13 protein-coding genes are annotated in these 13,144 nt (G+C 64.9%); 8 read left to right on the top strand and 5 right to left on the bottom strand.

The features are described 5' to 3' along the window. Nucleotides 1-189: 189 nt before the first annotated feature. The 5 genes from P5W98_RS07615 to P5W98_RS07595 all read right to left on the bottom strand — a co-directional run bounded on the left by P5W98_RS07615 (nucleotide 190) and on the right by P5W98_RS07595 (nucleotide 4,015). A complete protein-coding gene (locus tag P5W98_RS07615) occupies nucleotides 190-969 on the bottom strand; it encodes a peptidylprolyl isomerase (protein ID WP_421024010.1) in 780 nt (259 codons plus the stop codon). A 35-nt stretch (nucleotides 970-1,004) separates the two neighbouring features. Continuing rightward, complete coding sequence (locus P5W98_RS07610; protein WP_213295460.1) at nucleotides 1,005-1,316, bottom strand: BolA family protein; 312 nt, start codon at nucleotides 1,314-1,316, stop codon at nucleotides 1,005-1,007. Further along, nucleotides 1,313-1,846, bottom strand: a complete 534-nt coding sequence (locus tag P5W98_RS07605) for a septation protein A (protein ID WP_421024009.1) — start codon at nucleotides 1,844-1,846, stop codon at nucleotides 1,313-1,315. Before P5W98_RS07605 ends, P5W98_RS07610 begins: the two co-directional genes overlap by 4 nt. 93 nt (nucleotides 1,847-1,939) lie before the next feature. Next, nucleotides 1,940-2,359 carry a peptide-methionine (R)-S-oxide reductase MsrB gene (msrB, locus tag P5W98_RS07600; protein WP_434718029.1) on the bottom strand — a complete coding sequence of 140 codons (420 nt, stop codon included), beginning with the start codon at nucleotides 2,357-2,359 and terminating at the stop codon, nucleotides 1,940-1,942. Between the two features lie 54 nt (nucleotides 2,360-2,413). Then, nucleotides 2,414-4,015 (bottom strand): protein adenylyltransferase SelO, encoded by a 1,602-nt coding sequence (locus tag P5W98_RS07595; RefSeq protein WP_434718028.1) that lies wholly within the window; start codon nucleotides 4,013-4,015, stop codon nucleotides 2,414-2,416. Between the two features lie 174 nt (nucleotides 4,016-4,189). Here P5W98_RS07595 and P5W98_RS07590 point away from each other — a divergent pair, with 174 nt between their 5' ends. The 8 genes from P5W98_RS07590 (at nucleotide 4,190) to P5W98_RS07555 (ending at nucleotide 13,104) form a co-directional block, all read left to right on the top strand. Further along, the gene (locus P5W98_RS07590) at nucleotides 4,190-5,869 is read left to right on the top strand and encodes a 3-(methylthio)propionyl-CoA ligase (RefSeq protein WP_421024007.1); all 1,680 of its coding nucleotides are present in this window, start codon (nucleotides 4,190-4,192) and stop codon (nucleotides 5,867-5,869) included. A gap of 250 nt (nucleotides 5,870-6,119) precedes the next feature. After that, nucleotides 6,120-8,201: a 3-hydroxyacyl-CoA dehydrogenase NAD-binding domain-containing protein gene (locus P5W98_RS07585; protein ID WP_421024006.1), complete on the top strand. Its 2,082-nt coding sequence runs from the start codon at nucleotides 6,120-6,122 to the stop codon at nucleotides 8,199-8,201. Between the two features lie 29 nt (nucleotides 8,202-8,230). Beyond that, entirely contained in the window at nucleotides 8,231-8,866 is a 636-nt protein-coding gene (gene pncA / locus P5W98_RS07580; protein ID WP_434718027.1) for a bifunctional nicotinamidase/pyrazinamidase, read from the top strand. 96 nt (nucleotides 8,867-8,962) lie between these two features. Continuing rightward, complete coding sequence (locus tag P5W98_RS07575) at nucleotides 8,963-10,141, top strand: acetyl-CoA C-acyltransferase (RefSeq protein ID WP_434718026.1); 1,179 nt, start codon at nucleotides 8,963-8,965, stop codon at nucleotides 10,139-10,141. A 96-nt stretch (nucleotides 10,142-10,237) separates the two neighbouring features. After that, a complete protein-coding gene (locus P5W98_RS07570) occupies nucleotides 10,238-10,540 on the top strand; it encodes a Dabb family protein (protein WP_434718025.1) in 303 nt (100 codons plus the stop codon). 26 nt (nucleotides 10,541-10,566) lie between these two features. Beyond that, nucleotides 10,567-11,064: a PaaI family thioesterase gene (locus P5W98_RS07565; protein WP_413185975.1), complete on the top strand. Its 498-nt coding sequence runs from the start codon at nucleotides 10,567-10,569 to the stop codon at nucleotides 11,062-11,064. A gap of 122 nt (nucleotides 11,065-11,186) precedes the next feature. After that, the gene (locus P5W98_RS07560) at nucleotides 11,187-12,185 is read left to right on the top strand and encodes an NADP-dependent oxidoreductase (RefSeq protein ID WP_421079504.1); all 999 of its coding nucleotides are present in this window, start codon (nucleotides 11,187-11,189) and stop codon (nucleotides 12,183-12,185) included. Between the two features lie 37 nt (nucleotides 12,186-12,222). Then, on the top strand, nucleotides 12,223-13,104 hold the full coding sequence (locus P5W98_RS07555) for an SDR family oxidoreductase (RefSeq protein ID WP_434718024.1): 882 nt from the start codon (nucleotides 12,223-12,225) through the stop codon (nucleotides 13,102-13,104). Nucleotides 13,105-13,144 lie beyond the last annotated feature (40 nt).

The following is a 13,144-nucleotide window of genomic DNA, read 5'->3' as shown; positions in this document are numbered from 1 at the left end:
CGGGGCCTTCGCGTTTTTGGGCGGCCTCAGGCGTCTGTCGGCTCGGCTTGCGGCGAATCCCGCCGTTATTCGCCGCATGTTGTGCGGTGGATAACTCGAACGTTCAGCGAGCACCGGCAACAAAAAACCCCGCGCCTTCGCAGGTCGCGGGGTTTTTCTTTTCGCAGCAAGGAAGCCGCACAACGGCCCTTACTGGATCTTCGCCTTGTCGCGCAGTTGCTTCTCGAATGCGAGCAGCTTTTGCTGCTGCAGTTGCTGCATGATCTGCGGGCGCACCTGCTCGAGTGGCGGCGGCGCGATGTCGCGAATGTCGTCCACGCGGATGATGTGCCAGCCGAACTGCGTATGCACCGGCGCATCGGTGATCTGGCCTTTCTGCAGATGCGTGGCGGCATCGGCGAATTCCGGCACGTAGGCCTTCGGGTCCGACCAGTCGAGATCGCCGCCGTTCTTCGCCGAACCCGGATCCTTCGAGAATTGCTTCGCGAGATCTTCGAAGCTCGCGCCGCCCTTGATCTTCGCGATCAGGTCCTTCGCCTGCTGCTCGTTGTCCACGAGGATGTGATGCAGGTGATATTCCTTGCCGGCCGCTCCTTGCGTGAGCTTGTCATACATGGCCTTGACTTCGGCGTCGCTGGGCGGGTTGCTCTTGAGGAAGTCCTCGATCCACGCATGCAGGACGACCTGCTGCTGCGCCATCGCCAGTTGGGCCTTCACGGCCGGGCGGTTCGGAATCCCGACGCGCGCCGCTTCCTGCATCAGCACCTGGCGATTGATGAGTTCCTCACGCACGGCCTTTTCCAGGTCCGGCGTGTCTTGCTGGCCCTGGGCCACGACCTGGGCGATCAGCGCGTCGGCCTGCGACTTCGGAATCGGCGTGCCGTTCACGACGGCGACGTTCTGCGCAAAGGCGGGAGCCGCCGCGAACGCAGCCAGCAACACCCAGAGACGGGTTTTCTTCAAGGTCATCGAAAAATCCTGAGGGGCGAACTAAAAAGTGGGGGTTAGCGGGGCTGCGCTGCCGCCTCTTCGGGCGTGAGCGCGGTGATTGCGAGCGCGTGAATGCCGCGCTGCATGGCTTCGGCCAGCGCATCATACACCATGCGATGCCTTGCTACGCGGGCCTTCCCCGCGAATGCGGCCGCAACGATCGTGACGTGATAATGGCCGCCCGCGGCGGCGCCGGCATGGCCCGCATGCTGTGCGCTGTCGTCGCGCACGGCGATCGATTCGACGGGCGCGAGCGCGGCCGAAAGGCGGGTTTCGATCAGCGCCATGCGCTCAGCCGGGCTGGCATGGAGAAATACGTCGCTCATTCTTCTTCCTTCATGTAACGCGAGAGCCACAGGCTCTGGCCGACGATGAACACGACGAGAATGCCCGTCGCGCCAAAGAGCTTGAAGTCGACCCACGCATCGGTGGAGAAGTGGTACGCGACGAACAGGTTGAGGATGCCGAGCAGCGCGAAAAAGATCGACCAGATGAAGTTCAGTTGCGTCCAGATGCGCGGCGGCAGGGTGATCTGCTTGCCCATCATCGCTTCGATGAGGTTCTTGCCGAACACCACCTGCGAGACCAGCAGCACGACCGAGAAGGCCCAGTAGAGGACCGTGGGCTTCCACTTGATGAAGGTCTCGTCGTGCAGCATGAGCGTGGCGCCGCCGAACACGACGACGATGCCCAGACTCAGCCACAGCATGGGGTCGACCTTGCGATGGCGGAAGGCGACCCACGCGATCTGCGCGAGCGTTGCGACGATCGCAACGGCCGTGGCCGTGAAGATGCCCCACACCTTGAAGGCGACGAAGAACAGGATGATCGGGAACAGATCAAACAGAAATTTCATATCGGCCTGGAAGTTGACAAAATGAGCCGCAAAAAGAGGGCGCGACGCGCTTGATCCTGCGTCACACCCCGCGCGAGCGGGCCTCGCTCGCGTTCACTTGGGCTCGAATTGTAGCGCAGCCGAATTGATGCAATACCGAAGGCCGGTCGGGGCCGGGCCGTCCTCGAACACGTGTCCCAGGTGCGCGCCGCAGTTCTTGCAGCGCACTTCGACGCGCAGCATGCCGTGCGAGCGGTCGGTGCGCTCCTCGATCACCTCGCCGTCGATCGGACGGAAGTAGCTGGGCCAGCCGCATCCGGCGTCGAATTTCGTGTCCGACTCGAAGAGCGGCGTGCCGCAGCACACGCAGTCGTACACGCCGCGCTCGGTGTGATCCCAGTACTTGCCCGTGAAGGGGCGTTCGGTCGCTGCGTGGCGCGTGACCTGGTATTGCGTGTCCGAGAGCTGCTTGCGCCATTCGGCGTCGCTCTTGTGACCGGGGTACGCGTCGGAGTTGTGATCGTCCTGGCTCATGTCGGTTTCCTGTGGGTGACAAATGCGGGGGCAATTGCGCGGGGAAATGCGATGTCACGAAGAACAACTGACTTCGAGCGAGCTCGCCCAGTCGGGCGGCAACGCGGCGTAGCCTTCGTGCTCGGGCTGCTCGTCGAACGGGTGCTTGAGCACGTTTGCGAGCCGTTCGACTTCGCTGAAATCTTTCTGCGCGGCGCGCTCGATCGCGGTTTGCGCGAGGTGGTTGCGCAGCACGTATTTCGGGTTCACGCGATTCATCGCCGCGGCGCGTGCGGCGTCGTCGCGCGTTTCGCGTGCGAGGCGCGCGCGATAGTCGAGCGCCCACGCATCGAACGCGGCGCGATCGAGAAACAGGTCGCGCACGGACGTGTCGCCGTGCGCATCATGCTTCGAAACGCGCGCAAGGTGGCGGAACGTCAGCGTGAAGTCGGCGCGGTTCGCATGCATGATTTCGAAGAGGCGATCCGCGAGTGCGTCATCGCCTTCGTGCGCGTGCTCGAGGCCGAGCTTGGCGCGCATGCGCATTTCCAGTGCGGGCGCGAAGTGCCCCTTGAAGCGCTCGAGCACCGCTTGCGCGTCGGCCACGCAACGCTCGCTGCGCGCTTTTTCGTCGGCGATTTCGTAGTGCGCGCCAAAGAGCGGCAGCAGCGCCTGCGCGAGGCAGAACAGGTTCCAGTAGCCGATCTGCGGCTGCATGCGGTAGGCGTAGCGGCCCTGCGAATCGGAGTGATTGCAGATGTGGTTCGCGTCGAAGCCGTCGATGAAGCCGAACGGGCCATAATCGATGGTGAGGCCGAGGATCGACATGTTGTCGGTGTTCATCACGCCATGGCAGAAACCCACGGCCTGCCACTCGACCATCAGCGCAGCCGTGCTGCGCACCGCTTCGTCGAGCAGCCCGAGATACGGATCGTCGGCTTCGCGCAGATGCGGGTAAAAGCGGCCGATCACGTGATCCGCGAGCGCGCGCAGCGCTTCTACATTGTCGTGCGAGTAGAAGTGCTCGAAGTGGCCGAAGCGCACGAAGCTCGGCGACACGCGCGTGACGACCGCGGCCGTTTCGAGTTCTTCGCGCCGCACCGGCTGGTCGGAACCGGTCACAGTCAGCGCGCGCGTGGTGGGAATGCCGAGGTGATGCATGGCCTCGGAGCACAGGAATTCGCGGATCGACGAGCGCAGCACCGCGCGGCCGTCGCCCATGCGCGAATACGGCGTGCGTCCCGCGCCCTTGAGTTGCACTTCGTGGCGCTTGCCCGCGTGCTCGATCTCGCCGAGCATGAGCGCGCGCCCGTCGCCTAGCTGGCCGGCCCAGACGCCGAACTGGTGTCCCGAATAGACGCTCGCATACGACATCGTCGTAGGCGTGCGCTCGCGCGTGAAGTTGCCGCTGAAATACTCGGCGAATGCCGGATCGCCCACCACTGAGGCATCGAGTCCGAGCAGCGCGGCCGTCTCTTTCGAGAAGCCGACCACGTAGGGCGCTGGCAGCGGCGCACCGGGCAGCCGGGTATGGAAGGTCGCGCCAAGGGCCGCGAACGTGTCGTCGCGCGGCACGCCGAGCGCGCGTTCAAAGTCGGCGAGCGGGCCGCTTGCCGGCGCGCGCGCGGCGGTCGAGCCGCCATGTGATGAATCGGTTTGGCCTGGTGAAAACGACATGTTGAGCGCCTGTTGAATAGCCGATATTGTAAGTCCGCGCCCGCGGGCGTGCAGGAGACGGCCCGAACCCGTGCCACACGCGCTTTTGCGGCTTCCGGCATGCTGTGCCAAGACCGCGAGCACTGCGCCATCCCATACAAAATTCTGGCATTCGAGTCGAGGAGACCGCTGACCATGACCGCGACGAACGCGCCGTTGCTGGGACGCATGATGGACGTGCCGCTTCTCGTGTCGTCGTTGATTGCGCACGCGGCGCGCCATCACGGCAGCACGCAGATCGTGTCGCGGCGCATCGAAGGCGATCTGCATCGCTATACATACCGCGAATGCGAAGTGCGTTCGAAGCAGCTCGCGCAGGCGCTCGTCGCGCTGGGTGTCGAGCCGGGCGAGCGTATCGGCACGCTGGCGTGGAACGGCTATCGGCACCTCGAAGCCTACTACGGTGTGGCCGGCTTCGGCGCGGTGTGCCACACGATTAATCCGCGCCTCTTTCCCGAGCAGATCGCGTGGATCGTCAATCATGCCGACGATCGCTACGTGCTGTTCGACCTCACCTTCGCCGCGCTCGTCGACACGCTCGCGCCGCAATGCCCGCAGGTGCGCGGCTGGATCGCGCTGTGCGACGAGGCGCACCTGCCGGCGATGCAAACGCCGGTGCTCAGCTACGAAACGCTGCTCGCGGCGCAGGACGGCCGCTTCGCATGGCCCTTGCTCGACGAGCGCAGCGCGTCGAATCTCTGCTACACCTCGGGCACCACGGGCAATCCGAAGGGCGCGCTCTATACGCACCGCTCGGCGGTGCTGCACGCTTATGGCGCGTCGATGCCCGATGCAATGGGGTTTTCCGCGCGCGACGCCATGCTGCCCGTGGTGCCGATGTTCCATGTGAATGCATGGGGCGTACCGCATGCGGCGCCGCTTGCCGGCACGAAGCTCGTGCTGCCCGGCAAGGATCTCGACGGCAAATCGCTCTACGAACTCATGGAAGCGGAGGGCGTGACCTGCTCGGCCGGCGTGCCGACGGTGTGGCTCGGCCTGCTCGCGTACATGCGCGAGGCGGGCGTGAAATTTTCCACGCTCAATCGCACGGTGATCGGCGGCTCGGCTTGCCCGCCCGCCATGCTGCGCAGCTTCGAGGACAACTACGGCGTGCAGGTGATCCACGCGTGGGGCATGACCGAGATGTCGCCGCTCGGCACGCTCTCGAAGCTGAACTGGGAGCAGACGCAGCGCCCGCTCGAGGCGCAACGCGCGTTGCTCGAAAAGCAAGGGCGCGCGATTTTCGGCGTCGACATGAAAATCGTCGGCGACGATGGGCGCGAGCTGCCCTGGGACGGCGTGGCGTTCGGGGATCTGTACGTGCGCGGACCCTGGGTCATCGAGCGCTACTTCAGGCAGGAAAGCGACTCGCCGCTCGTGGACGGCTGGTTCCCGACCGGCGATGTCGCGACCATCGACCCCGATGGCTTCCTGCAAATCACCGACCGCAGCAAGGACGTGATCAAGTCGGGCGGCGAGTGGATCAGCTCGATAGAACTCGAGAACATCGCGGTGGCGCATCCGGCCATCGCGGAGGCGGCCTGCATCGCCTGCGCGCATCCACGCTGGACCGAGCGGCCGTTGATCGTCGCGGTAAAGAAACCGGGTGCCGATATCACGCGCGAGCAACTGCTGGCGTTTTTCGAAGGCAAGGTGGTGAAGTGGTGGCTGCCCGACGACGCCGTGTTCGTCGACGAGCTTCCTCACACGGCCACCGGCAAGCTGCAGAAGCTCAAGCTGCGCGAGCGGTTTCGCGATCATGTGTTGCCGAGTGCCCTCGAGTCGGGCGGCCAGTGCCCGGCCGAGCCGATCTAGCGCCCCGGATGCACCCGAACGAAACGCAGCCTCCGGCTGCGTTTTTTGTTGGCCGGTCGATTTCGCATGGGGCAGAGGATTGGTACAAACCCCGATGCCTTGTGCGCAGCAAAAAATTGAACGAACGTTCTTTTTTGGGTATTCTGCGTGTGAACCGGGAATGCCGGACAATGAAGCGGCCGGCGCATGTGCGGCGAGTCAGGCGACTCCCGCGAGACACAACGCGGTCCGCAAGCACGGAGGCAGGCAAATGGCAGTGGATTACACGACTCGCGACGGCGTTGCCGTCATTACGCTCAACAATCCGCCCGTCAACGGACTGGGGCATTCGACCCGGGTCGGCATCGTCGAGGGACTGGCGCGCGCCAACAGCGATCCGGCCGTCTCGGCCATCGTGATCACGGGCGCCGGCAAGGCCTTTTCGGGCGGCGCCGACATCACCGAATTCAACACGCCCAAGGCGACCCAGGAGCCCACGCTCCACACGGTCATCAAGGAAGTCGAGAAGAGCGCCAAGCCTGTGGTGGCCGCGATTCATAGCGTGGCGATGGGCGGCGGTCTCGAACTCGCGCTCGGCGCGCACTACCGCGTCGCGGCGCCCGGCGCGCAGATCGCGCTGCCCGAGGTGAAGCTCGGCATTCTGCCGGGCGCGGGCGGCACGCAGCGCCTGCCGCGCGCGATCGGCCTGGAAGCCGCGCTCAACATGATCGTGAGCGGCACGCCGGTGCTCTCGGAAAAGCTCGCGAATGCCGGCCTTTTCGATGCCATGGCTCAAGGCGATCTGCTCGATGAGGTCATCGCCTTCGCGCGCCAGGCCGCCAGCAAGCCGGGCCCCCATCCGCTCGTGCGCAACCGCAAGATCGAGCATGCGAACGCCGAAGGCTTCCTGCAGTTCTCGCGCAATACCGTTGCGGCGATGTCGAAGAACTATCCGGCTCCGCTGAAGTGCGTGGACGCCATCGCCGCGGGCGTGAAGCAGGGTTTCGATAAAGGCCTCGCGTTCGAACGCGAATGTTTCGTCGAACTCGTGCAGACGCCCGAGAGCCGGGCGCTGCGCCACGCGTTCTTCGGCGAGCGCGCCGCGAGCAAGATCCCCGACGTGCCTTCGAGCACGCCCACGCGTGAGATCCAGAAGGTGGCGGTGATCGGCGCGGGCACGATGGGCGGTGGCATCGCCATGAACTTTCTCAACGCCGGCGTGCCGGTCACGCTGCTCGAGACGAAGCAGGAAGCGCTCGATCGCGGCCTCGCGACGATACGCAAGAACTACGAAGCCCAGGTCAAGAAGGGCAAGCTCACGGCGGAGAAGCTCGAAGCGCGCATGGCGTTGATCCGCCCGACGCTGACCTATGACGATCTCAAGGAAGCCGACCTCATCATCGAAGCCGTGTTCGAAGAACTCGGCGTGAAGGAGCAGGTGTTCAAGCGCCTCGACGAAGTCGCGAAGGCCGGCGCGATTCTCGCGTCGAACACCTCGACGCTCGATGTGGACAAGATCGCGGCGTTCACGAAGCGTCCGCAGGATGTGGTGGGTCTGCACTTCTTTAGCCCTGCCAACGTGATGAAGCTGCTCGAAGTCGTGCGCGGCAAGGAAACGGCAAAGGACGTGCTCGCGACCGTGATGCAGGTTGCGAAGAAGATCCGCAAGACGGCCGTGGTGTCGGGCGTGTGCGACGGCTTCATCGGCAACCGCATGATCGAGCAGTACATCCGCCAGGCGCTTTACATACTCGAAGAAGGCGCGCTGCCCGCGCAGGTCGATCGCGCGATCGAAAAATTCGGCTTCGCGATGGGCCCATTCCGCATGAGCGATCTCGCGGGCAACGACATCGGCTGGGCGATCCGCAAGCGCCGCTATCAGGAAAAGCCGGAGATCAAATATTCGAAGGTCGCCGACCGCCTGTGCGAACAGGGCCGCTTCGGCCAGAAGACCGGTGCGGGCTGGTACGACTACAAGGCGGGCGAGCGCAACGCGCTGCCTTCTAAGCTCGTGGACGAGATGATCGTCGCGTACTCGAAGGAAGCGGGTGTCGAGCGCCGCAAGATCGGCGACGAGGAAATCGTCGAGCGCCTCGTGTACGCGCTGGTGAACGAAGGCGCGAAGATCCTCGAAGAGGGCATTGCGTCGAAGGCGTCGGACATCGACATGGTCTACCTCACGGGCTACGGCTTCCCGCTGTGGCGCGGCGGCCCGATGCTCTACGCGGACGCGGTCGGCCTCTACAACGTGGCGCGCGCGATCCGCGGCTATGCGCAGCAGCCGAACGGCGACGCATGGCAGATCGCCTCGTCGGTTGCCGAACTGGCCGATAAGGGCGGTACGTTCAACTAAGCACCCAGACACATATTCGGACGAACATCATGAGAAGCGCTGAAGACGTGCTCCTGCTGATCGACCTGCAATACGACTTCATGCCGGGCGGAGCGCTTGCCGTCGCGCACGGCGACGAAGTCGTGCCGCTCGCGAACCGGCTCGCGCAAGACTTTCAGCACGTCGTGCTCACGCAAGACTGGCACCCGGCGCAGCACGTCTCGTTCGCGGCCGGGCACGCGGGGCGCAAGCCCTTCGAGACGATCGCGCTGCCTTACGGCGAGCAGGTGCTGTGGCCGACGCATTGCGTGCAGGGCACCGAAGGCGCCGCGCTGCATCGCGATCTCGCCGTGCCGCACGCGCGCGCGGTCATCCGCAAGGGACATCACGCACATGTCGACAGCTACTCGGCGTTTCTCGAAGCCGACCGCACGACGTCCACCGGGCTCGCGGGCTATCTGCGCGACACGGAGGTGAAGCGCGTCTACTGCTGCGGTCTTGCGACCGATTATTGCGTCGCGTGGTCCGCGCTCGATGCGCGTGCCGCCGGCTTCGAGACCGTGCTGATCGAGGACGCCTCGCGCGCCATCGACTTGCACGGCTCGCTCGCCGCCGCGTGGAAGCAGTTGAGCGCAGCGGGCGTGAAGCGCGTGCAAATGGCCGAGGTGCTGAGCGGCGCGGTCTGATGAGCGTTCGAAATCTATCTGATTCGCAGGATCAACACATTCGCAAGGGATCGCATGTCGAGCTTCGATGCTTGATGCGATTGACTGGAGACACACATGACTGATGCCGTAATCGTTTCTACCGCCCGCACGGGCCTCGCCAAATCGTGGAAAGGCGCGTTCAACATGACCCATGGCGCCACGCTTGGCGGTCACGTCACGCAGGCCGCCGTCGAGCGCGCGAAGATCGACCCCGCACGTGTCGAAGACGTGATCATGGGTTGCGCGAACCCCGAGGGCGCCACGGGCACCAACATCGCGCGCCAGATTGCGCTGCGCGCTGGCCTGCCGGTCTCGGTGCCGGGCATGACCGTGAACCGTTTCTGTTCATCCGGACTCCAGACGATTGCGCTCGCCGCGCAGCGCGTGATCGCAGGCGAGGGCGATGTGTTCGTCGCCGGTGGCGTGGAGTCCATCTCGTGCGTGCAGAACGAGATGAACCGCCACATGGTGGTCGAAGGCTGGCTCGGCCAGCACAAGCCAGAAATCTACTGGAGCATGCTGCAGACCGCCGAGAACGTTGCGAAGCGCTACGAGATCGCGCGAGCGCGTCAGGACGAATATGGCGTGCAGTCGCAACTGCGCGCGGCGGCGGCCCAGGCTGCGGGCCTCTTCAACGATGAAATCGTGCCGATGACGGTGCTCGCCGGCGTGGTCGACAAGGCCTCGGGCCAGCTCGTCACGAAGGAAGTGACGATTGCCGCCGACGAAGGCATTCGCGCCGACACCACGCTCGAAGGCGTGTCGAAGATCCGCACGGCGATGCCGGGCGGCGTGATCACGGCGGGCAACGCGAGCCAGTTCTCGGACGGCGCGAGCGCCTGCGTGGTGATGAACGCGAAGGTTGCCGAGCGCGAAGGACTGCAGCCGCTCGGCATTTTCCGCGGCTTCGCCGTGGCCGGTTGTGAGCCCGACGAAATGGGCATCGGCCCCGTGTTCGCCGTACCCAAGCTCCTCAAGCAGGCCGGCCTCAAGGTGGAAGACGTCGGCCTGTGGGAATTGAACGAAGCGTTTGCGGTGCAGGTGCTCTACTGCCGCGACAAGCTCGGCATTCCCGCAGATCGCCTGAACGTGAACGGCGGCGCGATCGCGGTGGGCCATCCGTACGGCGTCTCGGGCGCGCGCCTCACGGGCCATGCGCTCATCGAAGGCAAGCGCCGTGGCGCAAAGTTCGTGGTGGTGACGATGTGCATCGGCGGCGGGCAGGGCGCGGCGGGGCTGTTCGAAATCGCCTGATCGCGCTGTGGCCGCTGGCCCAGGCAGGTATCATGACGGCTGGATTGCGCCCGCGTGGCGCGTCCGCCGTTCAAGACTGACTGAAAAGGTGAACACGTGATTCGTCATATCGTGATGTGGAAGTTCAAGGAATCAGCGGAAGGCGCAACGCGTGTCGAGAACCTCGCGAAGTTCAAGACGATGCTCGAAGGTTGCCGCAATCTCGTGCCGGGCACGTTGCATCTCGAAGCCGGTCTTGCCGAGCCGGGCCTCGCTTCGACGTTCGATCTCGTGCTGCTCTCCGATTTCACCGACCGGACTGCGCTCGACGCCTACCAGGATCACCCCGACCACCAGATCGTGAAGGACTTCGCTAGGCGCGTGGTCGAGGCGCGCCAGTGCGTCGATTACGTGCTCTGAAGACTTTGGGGAATTCGAGCGCAACCATGACCGGTACCACGGATACAACGCAGGGCGATGCATCGAGCCAGCAGCCCATCATCGAAAGCCCGTTCGTCGATCATCTCGGCGCGCAGCTCGTGAGCGCGCGCGACGGCGCGAGCGAAGTGCTGCTTTCGCTCGCCGAGCGGCATATGAATACCTGGGACGTAGCGCACGGCGGCGTGACCATGACGCTCGCCGACATCGCACTCGCGATGGCCGCGCGCAGCGTCGCCGCCGACGGTGTGGGCGTCGTCACCGTCGAAATGAAAGTGAACTTCATGCAGCCCGGCCGCGGCGAGCTGCGTGCCTATGGCCGCGTGCTGCATCGCTCGACCACGATGGCTTATTGCGAAGGCGAGATTCGCGACAGCGAAGGTCACTTCGTGGCGAAGGCGCTCGGAACCTTCAAGTACATGCGCCGTCTCGCAGTGGGCCGCGACGTGACGCGTCAGCGCCTGCGCAGCGACCCCAACGCAAAACCCGGTCCGAGCGACGGCTGAACGCCGCGCCCGATGTACCTCGGGCACACAAGCCGCATGCGTGTTTTCATTTGCTGGGCGTGTGCGACTCCACTCCGCTCCCAACCCGCGCGGTGCAAGCCGCGACGACACACCCGAACGCCATGACTCAATCCAATCGTCAGATTCTGCTCGTCTCGCGCCCGGAAGGCGCGGCTAGCGTCGATAACTTCCGCCTCGTCGAAACGCCGCTCGCGCCGCTTGCGCAAGGTCAGGTGCGCGTGCGCAATCACTGGCTTTCGCTCGATCCATACATGCGCGGCCGCATGAACGACAGCAAGTCGTATGCAGCGCCACAGCCGCTCAATGAGGTGATGATCGGCGGCACGGCGGGCGAAGTGGTCGAATCGCTCAACCGCAAGTTCAAGGTTGGCGACCAGGTGGTCGGCATGGCCGGCTGGCAGGAGTACGGCACTTCGGACGGCAGCGATCTGCATGTCGTCGATACGAAATACGTGCCGCTGGCCGCGTATCTGGGGCCGGTGGGCATGCCGGGCGTCACGGCCTGGTACGGGCTGAACCGCATCATCGCGCCGCAGGCCGGCCAGACCGTGGTGGTGAGCGCGGCGAGCGGCGCAGTGGGCAGCGTCGTGGGCCAGCTTGCGAAGCGGGCGGGCTGCCGCGCCGTGGGCATCGCGGGCGGCGCGGAAAAGTGCCGCTATGTCGTGGAGACGCTCGGCTTCGATGCATGCGTCGATTACAAGGCTGGCGATCTCTACCAGCAACTCAAGGCCGCAACCCCGCAGGGCGTGGACGGCTACTTCGAGAACGTGGGCGGCGACGTCCTCAACGCCACGCTCGCGCGCATGAATGCCGGCGGGCGTATCGCGGTGTGCGGCATGATCGCGGGCTATGACGGCGAGCCAATCCCGCTCAAGCACCCGCAATTGTTGCTCACGCAACGTCTGCTTGTGCAAGGCTTCATTGTGACTGAGCACCTGGACGTCTGGCCGAAAGCGCTCACCGAACTCGGTACGCTGGTCGCGAAGAAGCAACTGGCCTATCGCGAGAGCATTGCCGAAGGCCTCGAGAACGCGCCCACGGCGTTCCTTGGCATGCTCAAGGGCCAGAACTTCGGCAAACAGCTCGTCAAGCTCGTTTGACGCCTTTGCAGCATTAACGATCAGGTGAGGAAGCGCAATGTCTGACCCGTTTCAATTCGAAGGCCGGGTGGCCGTCATTACCGGCGCGGCGAGCGGCTTTGGCCGCGCGTTCGCGCAGCAGGCCGCGTCGCTTGGCATGAAACTCGTGCTCGCGGACGTGGACGCGCTCACGCTAGACGAAACCGTTCAGGCGCTGCGCGCCCAGGGCACCCAGGCGATCGGCTTGCGCACCGACGTGCGTGACCCGGCGCAGGTGGACGCGCTCGCTCAGGCGGCGCTCGATGCCTATGGCAAGGTCCATCTGCTCTTCAACAATGCAGGCGTGGGCAGCGGCGGCTTCGTGTGGGAAAGCAGCGCGCGGGACTGGGACTGGGTGTTCGGCGTGAACGTGATGGGTGTCGCGAACGGCTTGCGCAGCTTTACGCCCATCATGCTCAAGCAGGGCGAGCGCGCGCATATCGTCAACACGGCCTCGGTGGCGGGGCTGCTCGCGCCGCCCGCAATGGGCATCTATAACGCGTCCAAGCACGCGGTGGTTGCGCTCACCGAGACGCTTTACCACGACCTCCGAAACGTGAGTGCTCAGGTGGGCTGCTCGCTCCTGTGCCCCGCGTTCGTGCCGACGGGCATCGCCAACGCCGAGCGCAACCGGCCTGACGATATGCGCAACGAAGCGCCTCCCACGCGCTCGCAGCAGGCCGCCGATCTGCAATTGCAGCGCGCGGTGCGCTCGGGCCGCCTCACGGCCGACGATGTCGCGAAAGTCACTTTCGACGCGGTGCGCGAAGGGCGCTTCTACATCCTCACGCATCCGGGCATACTCCCTTCCGTGAAGCTGCGTCACGAAGACATCGAGACGTTGCGCAATCCCACCGATCCGCTCTCGCTCAAACCCGAAGTGAAGAACGCGCCGGCTTGACGATACCCTTGCGGGCACGGCCGGCGTTCGAGCGGAACCT

The sequence above is a fragment of the Paraburkholderia sp. A1BS-2L genome (genome assembly GCF_051125205.1).
Taxonomy (GTDB): Bacteria; Pseudomonadota; Gammaproteobacteria; order Burkholderiales; family Burkholderiaceae; genus Paraburkholderia.
This window is presented reverse-complemented; position numbering and strand designations above follow the sequence as displayed.

Bases quoted from the DNA above. Each gene is read 5' to 3' on its own strand.
- P5W98_RS07555 (WP_434718024.1), top strand. From the start codon at position 12,223: ATGTCTGACCCGTTTCAATTCGAAGGCCGGGTGGCCGTCATTACCGGC.
- P5W98_RS07585 (WP_421024006.1), top strand. From the start codon at position 6,120: ATGGCAGTGGATTACACGACTCGCGACGGCGTTGCCGTCATTACGCTC.
- P5W98_RS07590 (WP_421024007.1), top strand. From the start codon at position 4,190: ATGACCGCGACGAACGCGCCGTTGCTGGGACGCATGATGGACGTGCCG.
- P5W98_RS07615 (WP_421024010.1), bottom strand. From the start codon at position 969: ATGACCTTGAAGAAAACCCGTCTCTGGGTGTTGCTGGCTGCGTTCGCG.
- P5W98_RS07610 (WP_213295460.1), bottom strand. From the start codon at position 1,316: ATGAGCGACGTATTTCTCCATGCCAGCCCGGCTGAGCGCATGGCGCTG.
- P5W98_RS07575 (WP_434718026.1), top strand. From the start codon at position 8,963: ATGACTGATGCCGTAATCGTTTCTACCGCCCGCACGGGCCTCGCCAAA.
- P5W98_RS07565 (WP_413185975.1), top strand. From the start codon at position 10,567: ATGACCGGTACCACGGATACAACGCAGGGCGATGCATCGAGCCAGCAG.
- msrB (WP_434718029.1), bottom strand. From the start codon at position 2,359: ATGAGCCAGGACGATCACAACTCCGACGCGTACCCCGGTCACAAGAGC.
- P5W98_RS07595 (WP_434718028.1), bottom strand. From the start codon at position 4,015: ATGTCGTTTTCACCAGGCCAAACCGATTCATCACATGGCGGCTCGACC.
- pncA (WP_434718027.1), top strand. From the start codon at position 8,231: ATGAGAAGCGCTGAAGACGTGCTCCTGCTGATCGACCTGCAATACGAC.
- P5W98_RS07605 (WP_421024009.1), bottom strand. From the start codon at position 1,846: ATGAAATTTCTGTTTGATCTGTTCCCGATCATCCTGTTCTTCGTCGCC.
- P5W98_RS07560 (WP_421079504.1), top strand. From the start codon at position 11,187: ATGACTCAATCCAATCGTCAGATTCTGCTCGTCTCGCGCCCGGAAGGC.